This is a genomic window from Streptomyces sp. NPDC026394 (assembly GCF_055567735.1).
The window spans coordinates 48,154-60,712 of record NZ_JBVHPX010000031.1 but is presented as its reverse complement, the minus strand read 5'-3'; the positions used below and the strand labels follow the sequence as shown (position 1 = coordinate 60,712).

Sequence of the window (12,559 nt, the reverse complement as noted above, 5' to 3'; positions counted from 1 at the left end):
GCAGGGACGATGAAAGCGCTGGTGGCCGCCGCGGCCGTGGAATACGGTCCCGGCATACGGACCCATCGCCGCCGCCCGCACGGGTGGCGGGTGGGCGACCACCTTGACGAAGGCTTAGCATCCTCTGCGTGTCCAAACTGACCGACGTGCCCAAACGGATCCTTATCGGGCGCGCATTGCGCAGCGACAAGCTCGGCGAGACCCTGCTCCCCAAGCGCATCGCGCTCCCCGTGTTCGCCTCCGACCCGCTCTCCTCCGTGGCCTATGCCCCGGGCGAGGTGCTGCTCGTCCTGTCCGTCGCGGGTGTGTCGGCGTACCACTTCAGCCCGTGGATCGCGGTCGCGGTCGTGGTGCTGATGTTCACGGTCGTGGCGTCCTACCGGCAGAATGTGCACGCCTATCCGAGCGGCGGCGGCGACTACGAGGTCGCCAACACCAACCTCGGACCCAAGGCCGGGCTCACCGTCGCCAGCGCCCTGCTGGTCGACTATGTGCTGACCGTCGCCGTCTCCATCTCCTCCGGAGTGGAAAACCTCGGCTCGGCGATCCCCTTCGTGACCGAGCACAAAACGCTCTGCGCCATCGTCATGATCGCGCTGCTGACGGTGATGAACCTGCGCGGCGTCAAGGAGTCCGGCAAACTCTTCGCGATTCCGACGTACATCTTCGTCGCCGGCGTCTTCATCATGATCATTTGGGGTGTGGTGCGCGGCGCGATCATGGGCGACACCATGAAGGCGCCCACCGCCGACTTCACCATCCACGCCGAACAGGGCGGCCTGGCCGGCTTCGCCCTCGTCTTCCTCCTGCTGCGCGCGTTCTCCTCCGGCTGCGCCGCGCTCACCGGCGTCGAGGCGATCTCCAACGGCGTCCCCGCCTTCCGCAAGCCCAAGTCGAAGAACGCCGCCACCACCCTGGCCCTCATGGGCGGCCTGGCCGTCACCATGTTCTGCGGCATCATCGGCCTGGCCATGGCCACCGACGTGAAGATGGCGGAGACCCCGGCCAAGGATCTCCTGCACAACGGCGTCCCGGTCGGCTCCGGCTACACCCAGAACCCGGTCATCTCCCAGGTCGCCGCCGCGGTCTTCGGTGACGGCACGTTCTTCTTCGTCGTACTCGCCGCCGCCACCGCCCTGGTCCTCTTCCTCGCCGCGAACACCGCGTACAACGGCTTCCCGCTGCTCGGCTCGATCCTCGCGCAGGACCGCTACCTGCCGCGCCAGCTGCACACCCGCGGCGACCGGCTGGCCTTCTCCAACGGCATCGTGCTGCTCGCCGGCGCGGCCATCGTCCTCGTCTACATCTACGGCGCGGACTCCACCCGCCTGATCCAGCTCTACATCGTCGGCGTCTTCGTCTCCTTCACGCTCAGCCAGGTCGGCATGGTCCGCCACTGGAACCGCCACCTGCGGACCGAGAAGGACCCGGCCAAGCGCCGCCGGATGCACCGCTCCCGGGCGATCAACGCCTTCGGCGCCACCCTCACCGGCCTGGTGCTCGTCGTCGTCCTGCTGACGAAGTTCAGCCACGGCGCCTGGGTCGCCGTCCTCGGCATGGTCATCTTCTACGTCACCATGACCGCCATCCGCCGCCACTACGACCGGGTCGCCGAGGAGATCGCCGCCGAGGACGCCCCCGGCGACGAGGCGGTACGGCCTTCCCGTGTGCACTCCGTCGTCCTCGTCTCCAAGGTCCACAAGCCCACCCTGCGCGCCCTGAGCTACGCCAAGCTGATGCGCTCCGGCACCCTGGAGGCGGTCAGCGTCGACGTCGACCCCGCCGAGACCAAGGCCCTCAAGACGGAGTGGGAACGCCGCAACATCGACGTCCCCCTGAAGGTCCTCGCCTCCCCCTACCGCGAGATCACCCGCCCGATCATCGACTACGTCAAGTCCCTGCGCCGGGAGAGCCCGCGCGACGCCGTCTCCGTCTACATCCCGGAGTACGTCGTCGGCCACTGGTACGAACACCTCCTCCACAACCAGAGCGCCCTGCGCCTGAAGGGCCGCCTGCTCTTCACGCCCGGCGTCATGGTCACCTCCGTCCCCTGGCAGCTCGACTCCTCCGAAGCCGCCAAGCGCCGCGCCCGCAAGCGCGCCGAATGGAACGCGCCGGGGGCGGTACGCCGGGGCCCGGTGGCCCAGCCGAAGAAGGAGAAGGCGGCCACGCGCAAGTAGGGACGCCGTTGCTCCTCTGTTCCTTCGGGCCCGGACCTGCCATGTGGTGGGTCCGGGCCCGTGTCGTCCGGTGGGTTCGGGTCCCGGTCCCTCGCACCGTCCGGTGGGTTCGGGTCCCGGCACCTCGCACCGTCCGGTGGGTTCGGGTCCCCGCATCTCACCCCGTCCGGCGGGTTCGGGTCCCGGCACCTCGCACCGTAGACTTGTCGGTCGGCGTCCGGCCCACCGCACCACGGTGAGCGGCGCCCCCTGACTCTCGCCCCACCTCTCCAGGAGCTCCCCCACCATGCAGACAGAACCCAAGAAGTCGCTGGTAGGCGAGGAGTACGAGGTCGAGGTCGGCCCCGTCGCGCACGGCGGCCACTGCATCGCCCGTACGGACGAAGGCCAGGTCCTCTTCGTCCGGCACGCCCTCCCCGGCGAACGCGTCATCGCCCGCGTCACCGACGGCGAGGAAGGCGCCCGCTTCCTCCGCACCGACGCCGTCGAGATCCTCACCCCGTCCAAGGACCGCGTCGAAGCCCCCTGCCCCTTCTCCGGCCCCGGCAAGTGCGGCGGCTGCGACTGGCAGCACGCCGCCCCCGGCGCCCAGCGCCGCCTGAAGGCCGAAGTGATCACCGAGCAGCTCTCCCGCCTGGCCGGCCTCACCCCCGAGGAGGCCCGCTGGGACGGCACCGTCGAACCGGCCCCCGGCGACAAGGTCCCCAAGGGCGAGGTCCCGGCCTGGCGCACCCGCGTCCAGTACGCCATCGACGCCGAGGGTCGCGTGGGCCTCCGCAAGCACCGCTCCCACGACATCCAGCCCGTCGACCACTGCCTGATCGCCGCCCCCGGCGTCTCGGAACTCGGCATCGAGAAGCGCGACTGGCCCCAGATCGCCACCGTCGAGGCCATCGCCGCCACCGGCTCCAACGACCGCCAGGTCGTCCTGACCCCCCGCCCCGGCGGCCGCCTCCCCATCGTCGAACTCGACAAGCCCGTCTCGGTCCTCCGCGTCCACGAGAAGGACGGCGGCATCCACCGCGTCCACGGCCGCCCCTTCGTCCGCGAACGCGCCGCCGACCGCACCTGGCGCGTCGGCAACAGCGGCTTCTGGCAGGTCCACCCCAAGGCCGCCGACCTCCTGGTCGAAGCCGTCATGCAGGGCCTGATGCCGAAGAAGGGCGACATGGCCCTCGACCTCTACTGCGGCGTCGGCCTCTTCGCCGGCGCCCTCGCCGACCGCGTAGGCGAAAAGGGCGCCGTCCTCGGCATCGAATCCAGCAAGCGCGCGGTGGAAGACGCCCGCCACAACCTCCAGGACCTCGACCGCGTCCGCATCGAACACGGCAAGGTCGAGCAGATCCTCCCGCGCACCGGAATCTCGGACGTGGACCTGATCGTCCTCGACCCGCCGCGCGCGGGTGCGGGTCGGCAGACGGTCGCCCATCTCGCTTCCCTGAGCGCCCGACGCATCGCGTACGTGGCGTGCGACCCGGCGGCACTGGCCCGCGATCTGAAGTACTTCGCGGGGGAGGGGTATGTGGCGCGGAGGATGCGGGCGTTTGATCTGTTTCCGGTTACGCAGCATGTGGAGTGTGTGGTGATTTTGGAGCGGGCTGGAAAATAGCCTCCGGCGTGGGGTTATGCGATTCGTGAGCGAGGTTTCGGACTCCTGTTCCAGGCGTCCCGACGCACGTCGGACGCACGTCCTGAATGGGGCGTCAAGGGTGCCTGGAGGCGATTGACCGGAGGGACGAGGAGAGCTGGCGCGGTTCTCCTCGTTCGGGACCGTGCGGTGTGTCGGGTTCGCGGATGTCGACTGCGGCCGACGTTGTCGCCCGGTGCTCGGGACGTGCTCTTCGGTGATCCCTGAGCGGTTGCCGTGGTGGAGGTTTCAGGGGCGACGGAGGCTGGCGGAGGGGCGTGGCGTTGCGGAAGCGGTTCGTCCGTGCGGGGAGCAGTTGAGTCCGCCCGGCCTGACTGGGGTCTGTCGGACGGACGTCGACCTGTTGTCCGCCGGGTCTCGATTCGTACGAGGCGCACACGGTGAGCGGTCTGCGTGGGGGCAGCGGTCTCGGCGGACGGCCGGAGCGGCGGAGGAGTGATTCATCCTTCCTCGGCTGCTGCTTGTACCGGAAAGAGAGTCCGACGAGCGAGTCGCGGGTCCCGGACTCCGGTGCATGTACTGACGTGCGATGACGAGGGCTGTCGGCAGCTTCCTTTCATCGGCAGCTCCAGCTGACCCCGTCACCGTCTGCGTTTCTCCCTGATGTGATCTTGGCCAGAGGCCCGTACGGGATAAGGCGCGCGGGACTGCCCCACCGACCGGAGTCACCTTCCGAGGCCCCATTCCACCCGCACCGCTCCCTGCGCGGTGATGAGCGCCCCGTCGAGATCGGCGAGGCGTTCGGCAAGCGTTGCGGTGGCTGTGCGGGGCGGCAGAGCGGTCGAGAACTTCAGGCCGCGGACGGCGCGAGGGCCGACGGTGGGGAGGGTGAGAGAGTCGGGGAGTTCGGCACGGGCGGTCTTCCAGTCGGCGGGGGAGGGGTCTTGTCGGAGACGGATGTGGGTGTCGGTGGGGCGCTGAACGGGGTCGGCGAGGGTGGCGTTGGCGCGATAGCCGGCCCGGGTCCACCAGCGGGTGGCATCCGTGTCGCGGACCAGGAGGGTCGGCCGGATGGATCTCGTGGGGAGCCCGATCGGTGCGCAGGTCGGTGAGGGTGGCGGTGGCGCGGCGGGTGAGGCGAACCTCCGGATCGGTGCCGAGGAGGACCTCGCGCATGGCGCGGGCGAGGGCATAGGAGAGGCCGCGGGCCTCGCCGCCCTGCCATTTGGCGACGCCGCCGTCATCGACGGGTTCGACGTAGGCGCGGTGGCGGGCCTGCGATGGCGGCGTTCCAGAGATTGACCTGGCTCGCGATCCGGTGCGTGGCCTCCTGCGGTGAGTTGTCCGTCACCACGGGGCTCAGCATCATTACGTGCCGCTGCCCGCCCTGGAAAGCGTGCACGGTGCCGACCCGCACCCGCTCGCGCGACAGCATCCGCTCCAGGACCTCCTTGTGGGCCCGGAAAGGCGTCACCGCCCCGATCTCGGCCTCTGCGGGAAGGCCGGCGAGGAGATCGGTCACGGAACCGCGGGCCGCGACCGCTTCGGCCTCGTTGCACCGGGACGTCTCGTGTGGGCCGCGCGCCGACACCCCACCCGTCACGTCGAGTCAGCCTGCGCGGACTGTGTCCGGGTGTTCCTGCTGGAGGGAGATGCCCGGAATGTGTTCGAGCTGTATGGCGTCGCCGATGATCAGTGCTCGGCGGGCCCGGAACAGCAGAGACGGCACGGACGGGATGGACGGCTCGCGGTCACGGCCAACCGGGTCTGGGACGAGCTGCTCTTCTCGCGCGCCTGCGAGGGCTCCGGCCGCGCCCTCGGCAAGCACGAGGCGCAGGACTCCGTCACCGGTGCCGTACACCATGAGTCCGACGCCGGAACCGTCGCGTGAGCATCGTCATTCTGGATACGTCCGGCTTCTCGCTGCGCTCGATCCGTGCGCCCGGAGCACCGAGCGACGAGCGAGGCGATCCTGGCCGCAGGGCTCCTTGTGATGTCTCCGCTGCTCCTCGCCGAGCTGGACCACGTGGCCATCCGTGAGCTCGGCCGCGACGCGACGGTCAGTGCGGTCGTCGACCGGCGGGACCGCGTCATCGTCCCACAGAGCGGGGAGGCCCGCATGGGTGCCGCGCAGTCGGTACACCCGCTACCGCGCCCCGGACCTCAATCCGCAGACATGGTGGAAGTGGCACTCGCGGCGGACTACGACACTGACGCCGTGCTCACCCTGACGGCTGCGACTTGTGGGGGAGGGGCGTCCGCTGGGCCGCTTCAAGGCGTTCCGCGGGTTGCCGGACGACCTTCCGCTGTGAACGGATACGGAGCCTCTCGTGTGGCGCCGTCGTGGGGGGCTTCGTGTCGGCACTTGTCGTCCCGCGTCGCGGCCGGCCTGGCCGCGCGAACTGCGCTGCCGACGGTGACGCACGTATGACGCACAAAGCCCGCCTGATTGGCTCATACGGAGGCACAACAGCTTCGGACCTGAAGTGTTCTTGAACCCCTCCCGGTTGGAGACTTTCCGGTCGCGTGCCATGTGGAGAGCGTGGCGATCTTGGAGCGGGCGGGTAAGGGCGTCTGACCCGAGGAGATGCGCGTGCACGTCGTGTGTGGTGTGGTGTTACGGGCGGGATCTTGACGTAAGAACGACACGCGCTCGACGTAAAACCTGACGGGGTGTCAGCTAGATGTTGACGTCTAGGAGAGGCTTGATTTTAGCTCAACCGGCGACTCTGCTACCGGCGTTGAGAGCCTCGACGACGTAGCCGTCGTCGGCGGCAGGTTCCCCGATGGGCTGACCCATGCAGTTCGGTCGGGAGTGTGCGCGGGAGCCAGGCGGGGTTTCTTCTCGAATTCCGGGGCGTGTTGCTGTGGTGCTCGGCGGGGAGCCCGCCCGAGCTGGCGAGCGATTACCTTACTCTGGCTACAAGTTGGGCGCTCCGTAGCTACGACGCCCCGCGAGAAGCCTCCTCGGTTCGCCGAGTCGAGCACGTTCTGATGACGCTCATTGCGACGACCCCACGGGCGACGGCGCTCGTCAGGCGATGCTCGACGTCGCCCACCCGTACAAGCCTTACCCCTCCGCCGGATGGAGTGCCTCGGTGGGCGGCCAAGGCCCGCGCCGGCCCGAAGATCACCTTGGGGCGACCTTTAGAAAAACTTGACACTCCATTACCCGGGGGAATATATGTTCGGTGCGCGCCGATGGCATTGGGGGCCGTGGCAGGGGGGATCGGCATGAGTTCGCCGTGACGTGAGCCCAGCCTCAGCATGCTCGAAACCATTGTGGTGCGGGCATGTCTGACCGTTGGGAGTTCGTGTATGAGATGGCGTGACACCTTTGGCCGGCCGGTAACCGTGACGCTGGCAGCGTCGGTTGCGATGGCTGCCTGGATCGGCGGGCCGATGGCCGCAACGGCGCAGGCAGCGCCTGTGGAGGGCCCCGGTTCGCTCGTGGAGGATTTTGCATACCCTGACCGGGACAAGCTGCTGGCCGAGAAGGGCCTGAAGCTGGTGTCGGGCGACGGCAATATCACGCTGGCTGACTGCAAGACTGACGGCAGTCTGGTGCGTATCAACAGCCGTACCAGCGGGGACGTGTGCTTTGCTGTCTCCGGAGCCACGGGATATCTGTCCATGGAGATCGAGCGGGCCTACCTCGCCAAGGCCGATGACGGCGATGTCGTGGCGACTGTCCGCACCGACGACCCCCGGACCAATGGCTCGAAGGTCGAGAAGGTCGACCTGGAGCCCGGCAAGTGGAAGTCCGTCGGTGAAGGACTCGATCCCAAACTCTCCGCCACCCTGCTGGAACTCAGCGTCGGCCAGGGGAAGCCCGGCCCGGTCCTGTCCGGTGATTCCGTACGCCCGTGGCTGGCCCGCGTCACGGTGAACCAGCCGGGACACAAGGACGGACGGAACTGCAGCGCGGCCCTGGTCGACAGCAGTTGGATTCTCACTGCAGCCAGCTGCCTCGGTGGATCCGTCGCGATGCCGGCTCTGGGCGAAGGGGCGCCGAAGGACAGCGTCACGGCGGCTTTCGCCGGTAAGGCTCCGGTGAAGGTCAACTACCTGGTGCCGCGCGGCGATCGCGATGTCGTGCTGGCCCGATTGGCCACCCCGGTCACCGACATCACCCCCGCCACGCTCACCAGTAGTGCTCCCGCTGACGGGGCGGCGCTGGAGGCCGCCGGGTACGGCCGCTCCGACACCGTCTGGGTGCCCCGTGGCCCCCACGCAAGCAAGACGACTCAGGCCAAGGCCACCGACGCCGAGGTGGAGCTGACCGGCGGCCGGATGTGCAAGGGCGACGCCGGTGGCCCGATCGTCGATGGCAGCGGTCGCATCACGGCAGTGCAGAGCCGCGCCGACCACGCAGGCTGCCTGGGTCAGCCCGGCGAGAGCCAGACCGCGACCGCGGCTCGCACCGACAACATCACCGAATGGCTCGACGCAGGTGTCTCCAGCCGCAAGGACCGGTTCAGCCTGGATGAGGGAGCTGGTTCGCGGCATGTGTCGGGAGGCGCTTCCAGTGGGGTCGTCGCGGAGTTGGGTGGCGGTGCCGAGTTGGGTGCCGCCGGGAAGTTCGGTTCCGCACTGCGTCTGGACGGGACGTCGGGGTTTGCGGCGACGGCTGGTCCGGTGGTGGATACGACGAAGTCGTTCTCGGTGTCGGCGTGGGTCAAGCTGGACAACAAGAACAAGAACTACACGTTTCTGTCACAGGCAGGTGACCACGCCAGCGGATTCCAGATCTACTACTCGCAGCACTACGACAAGTGGGTCTTCAATCGTCACGCTTCTGATGCGGATGATACGAAGATTGTCCGTGCGATGAGCAAGGATGTGGCGAAGGCGGGTGAGTGGACGCATCTGGCGGGTTCGTACGATGCGGACACCCAGACGCTGTCGCTGTTCGTGAACGGCAAGCTCCAGGAGTCGGTGAAGTTCACGACACCGTGGCGGGCCAAGGGCGGACTCCAGTTGGGCCGACTCTTCTACAAGGGGGCCTGGCAGGAGAACGCGCACGGTCTGATCGATGGCGTGCACGCGGTGCAGTCGCCGGTGGCCGAGGCCGATGTGGCGGCCATGTCCCGCGGCGATATGCCCACATACCTCAAGGAGCTCGCTTCCTTCTCTTTGGATGAGGGTGTTGGTTCGGGGCGTGTGTCGGGGGGTGTTCCGGGGGAGTTTGTCGCGGAGTTGGGTGGCGGTGCCGAGTTGGGTGTCGCGGGGAAGTTCGGTTCCGGGTTGCGTCTGGACGGGGCGTCGGGGTTTGCGGCGACGGCTGGTCCGGTGGTGGATACGACGAAGTCGTTCTCGGTGTCGGCGTGGGTCAGGCTGGAGGACAAGGACAGGAACTATACGTTCTTGTCGCAGGCCGGTAACCGTGCCAGTGGTTTCCAGGTGTATTACTCGAAGGCTTATGACAAGTGGGTCTTCAATCGTCACGCTTCTGATGCGGATGATACGAAGATTGTCCGTGCGATGAGCAAGGATGTGGCGAAGGCGGGTGAGTGGACGCATCTGGCGGGTTCTTTTGATGCGGCCAAGCAGACGTTGTCGTTGTTTGTGGACGGCAAGTTGCAGGAGTCGGTGGCGTTTGCGGCGCCGTGGCGGGCTGCGGGTGGTCTGCAGTTGGGCCGGCTTTTTTACAAGGGGGCGTGGCAGGAGTATGCGCACGGTCTGATCGATGATGTGCGCGTGGTGCAGTCGCCGGTGGCTGAGGGCGATGTGGCGGCCATGTCGCGGGGTGTGGTGCCTGCGGGTGTGCAGGAGTTGGCGTCCTTCGCCCTGGATGAGGGTCGGGGTGCGGCGCGTGCGGGTGGCGGTATGGGGGCTGGTGCGGTGGCTTCTGTTGGCGGGGCCGGTGCTGAGCTGGGGGTTGCGGGCAAGGTCGGTACGGCGCTGCATCTGGACGGGACGTCGGGGTTTGCGGCGACGGCTGGTCCGGTGGTGGACACGGCGAAGTCGTTCTCGGTGTCGGCGTGGGTCAAGCTGGACAACAAGGACAGGAACTACACGTTTCTGTCGCAGGCCGGTGACCATGCCAGCGGGTTCCAGATCTACTACTCCAAGGCGTACGACAAGTGGGTCTTCAACCGTCACGCCGCCGATACGGACGACACCAAAATCGTCCGCGCCATGAGCAGGAACACGGCCCGTGCAGGTGTGTGGACGAATGTGACCGGTGTGTATGACGAGACAGCCAAGATGATGCGGCTGTACGTGAACGGCGAGCTGCAGGAATCGGTCGAGTTCACATCTCCGTGGCAGGCCAAGGGCGGTCTGCAGATCGGCCGGCTCTTCTACAAGAGCTCCTGGCAGGAGCACGCCGCCGGCACCGTCGACAACATCCGTGTCTGGGACCGTCACATCAGTGCCGAGGAATCCGCCAATGACGGTCTGCGGATCAGCGGCTAGCGGTTACTGAACCATCTCTCCATCTCATCGGGGTCCTGCCCGGCACGACCTGCCGGGCAGGACCCCGATTCTCATACGTGCCAGCAGTTCGCTGAGTGCGTCATCATTGATGAGCGAGGAATACAAATGAAACGGCACGGCAGACCCAGGCGGTCACTGCTTCTGAAGTCGACCCTCGCGGCGACCCTGCTGACCGGCGCAACCTGCGGCTTTCCCGGTGTGTCCTCCGCAGCACGGGCCTCCGCAACGGAATCCCCCGAACTCGTCGAGAAAGCCTCCTTCTCTTTGGATGAGGGTGTTGGTTCGGGGCGTGTGTCGGGGGGTGTTCCGGGGGAGTTTGTCGCGGAGTTGGGTGGCGGTGCGGAGTTGGGTGCCGCGGGGAAGTCCGGTTCCGGGTTGCGTCTGGACGGGGCGTCGGGGTTTGCGGCGACGGCTGGTCCGGTGGTGGATACGACGAAGTCGTTCTCGGTGTCGGCGTGGGTCAGGCTGGAGGACAAGGACAGGAACTATACGTTCTTGTCGCAGGCCGGTAACCGTGCCAGTGGCATCCAGGTGTATTACTCGAAGGCTTATGACAAGTGGGTCTTCAATCGTCACGCTTCTGATGCGGATGACACGAAGATTGTCCGTGCGATGAGCAAGGATGTGGCGAAGGCGGGTGAGTGGACGCATCTGGCGGGTTCGTTTGATGCGGCCAAGCAGACGTTGTCGTTGTTTGTGGACGGCAAGTTGCAGGAGTCGGTGGCGTTTGCGGCGCCGTGGCGGGCTGCGGGTGGTCTGCAGTTGGGTCGGCTTTTTTACAAGGGGGCGTGGCAGGAGTATGCGCACGGTCTGATCGATGATGTGCGCGTGGTGCAGTCGCCGGTGGCTGAGGCCGATGTGGCGGCCATGTCGCGGGGTGTGGTGCCTGCGGGTGTGCAGGAGTTGGCGTCCTTCGCCCTGGATGAGGGTCGGGGTGCGGCGCGTGCGGGTGGCGGTATGGGTGCTGGTGCGGTGGCTTCTGTTGGCGGGGCCGGTGCTGAGCTGGGGGTTGCGGGCAAGGTCGGTACGGCGCTGCATCTGGACGGGACGTCGGGTTATGCGGCGACGGCTGGTCCGGTGGTGGACACGGCGAAGTCGTTCTCGGTGTCGGCGTGGGTCAAGCTGGACAACAAGGACAGGAACTACACGTTTCTGTCGCAGGCCGGTGACCATGCCAGCGGATTCCAGATCTACTACTCCAAGGCGTACGACAAGTGGGTCTTCAACCGTCACGCCGCCGACACGGACGACACCAAAATCGTCCGCGCCATGAGCAATACCGCAGCCAGGGCCGGCGAATGGACACACCTGACAGGTACGTACGACGCTTCCCAGCAGACGGTTTCGCTGGCTGTGAACGGCCAGCTTCAGCAGACAGCGAAGTTCACGACCCCGTGGCAGGCCAAGGGCGGTCTGCAGATCGGCCGGCTCTTCTACAAGAGCTCCTGGCAGGAGCACGCCGCCGGCACCATCGATGACATCAGTATCTCGGCAGAAGGCCCCACAGCCCACTGCTCTCCGACACAAACGGTCGGGCACCGCGGCGCTCCCCAGCTCGCGCCGGAGAACACCGTTGCCTCCCTGGATGCGGCGATCGATCACGGCGCGGACTGGGTGGAAACCGATGTGCAGTTCACCAAGGACGGCCAGCCCGTCATCATGCACGACGACACCGTGGAGAGAATGACCGACGGCACGGGGCGCGTCGATCACCTCACGTCTGCGGAAATCGCCAAGTTGAACGTGAAGGGCGGCGGACGTGTTCCCACGCTCGAACAGGTACTGGCCTCGCCCAAGGTCAAGTCCGCACGACTCCTCCTGGAATTCAAGGGGCCCCAGCCCTCGGCGGACATTGACCGGGCACTCGGTCTCGTAGCCGAAGCCGGCATGGCCGGGCGCACCATGGTGCAGTCGTTCGACGAGGGCATCGTGCGCCACGCAGCCGCCTCTCCCCACCAATTCAAGGTCGCACTGCTGCGCTCCAAGCTCGACGCGGATCCCGTGGCGACCGCCCGCGCGTTCAATCTCAGCGCGTACGCGGTGGGCTTCAAGGGACTTTCGGCCCGGCCGGGCGTGGTGAACCAGCTCAGGGCGGCCGGTGTCGAGACATTCGTCTGGACGGTCGACCGTGAAAACGACTGGAAGACGGCCACGTCGTGGGGGATCGACGGAATGATCACCAACCGTCCGGACGAGTTCCTCAAGTGGCGGCAGGGCTACTGCGCCGCCAAGTGATCCCTCGGCACATTCTCCGGCAGGCAGGAATCCTTGGTCGGCCTGCCGGGACCAGAAGACATTTCAGCCCTCCCATGGGATGAAGGAGAAGACATTGGCAACCAGATACAGACGC

At 67.1% G+C, this 12,559-nt stretch carries 7 protein-coding genes; 6 read left to right on the top strand and 1 reads right to left on the bottom strand.

What is annotated here, in order from left to right; all coding sequences use genetic code 11:
- Positions 1 to 128: 128 nt before the first annotated feature.
- The 3 genes from ACZ4QV_RS38520 to ACZ4QV_RS38510 all read left to right on the top strand — a co-directional run bounded on the left by ACZ4QV_RS38520 (position 129) and on the right by ACZ4QV_RS38510 (position 5,070).
- The gene (locus ACZ4QV_RS38520) at positions 129 to 2,180 is read left to right on the top strand and encodes an APC family permease (RefSeq protein WP_361155820.1); all 2,052 of its coding nucleotides are present in this window, start codon (positions 129 to 131) and stop codon (positions 2,178 to 2,180) included.
- Between the two features lie 286 nt (positions 2,181 to 2,466).
- Entirely contained in the window at positions 2,467 to 3,789 is a 1,323-nt protein-coding gene (locus tag ACZ4QV_RS38515) for a class I SAM-dependent RNA methyltransferase (RefSeq protein ID WP_361155821.1), read from the top strand.
- A gap of 1,050 nt (positions 3,790 to 4,839) precedes the next feature.
- The gene (locus tag ACZ4QV_RS38510) at positions 4,840 to 5,070 is read left to right on the top strand and encodes a hypothetical protein (protein WP_467764118.1); all 231 of its coding nucleotides are present in this window, start codon (positions 4,840 to 4,842) and stop codon (positions 5,068 to 5,070) included.
- Here ACZ4QV_RS38510 and ACZ4QV_RS38505 read toward each other — a convergent pair.
- Positions 5,009 to 5,359 (bottom strand): AAA domain-containing protein, encoded by a 351-nt coding sequence (locus tag ACZ4QV_RS38505; RefSeq protein ID WP_467764116.1) that lies wholly within the window; start codon positions 5,357 to 5,359, stop codon positions 5,009 to 5,011. The genes ACZ4QV_RS38510 and ACZ4QV_RS38505 overlap by 62 nt on opposite strands.
- Before the next feature lie 72 nt (positions 5,360 to 5,431).
- Between ACZ4QV_RS38505 and ACZ4QV_RS38500 the strand changes: the two genes are divergently transcribed.
- The 3 genes from ACZ4QV_RS38500 to ACZ4QV_RS38490 all read left to right on the top strand — a co-directional run bounded on the left by ACZ4QV_RS38500 (position 5,432) and on the right by ACZ4QV_RS38490 (position 12,444).
- Positions 5,432 to 5,659 carry a hypothetical protein gene (locus tag ACZ4QV_RS38500; RefSeq protein WP_361155823.1) on the top strand — a complete coding sequence of 76 codons (228 nt, stop codon included), beginning with the start codon at positions 5,432 to 5,434 and terminating at the stop codon, positions 5,657 to 5,659.
- Between the two features lie 1,427 nt (positions 5,660 to 7,086).
- Complete coding sequence (locus ACZ4QV_RS38495) at positions 7,087 to 10,188, top strand: LamG-like jellyroll fold domain-containing protein (protein ID WP_467764111.1); 3,102 nt, start codon at positions 7,087 to 7,089, stop codon at positions 10,186 to 10,188.
- Between the two features lie 126 nt (positions 10,189 to 10,314).
- The gene (locus tag ACZ4QV_RS38490; protein WP_467764110.1) at positions 10,315 to 12,444 is read left to right on the top strand and encodes a glycerophosphodiester phosphodiesterase family protein; all 2,130 of its coding nucleotides are present in this window, start codon (positions 10,315 to 10,317) and stop codon (positions 12,442 to 12,444) included.
- Positions 12,445 to 12,559: the final 115 nt, after the last annotated feature.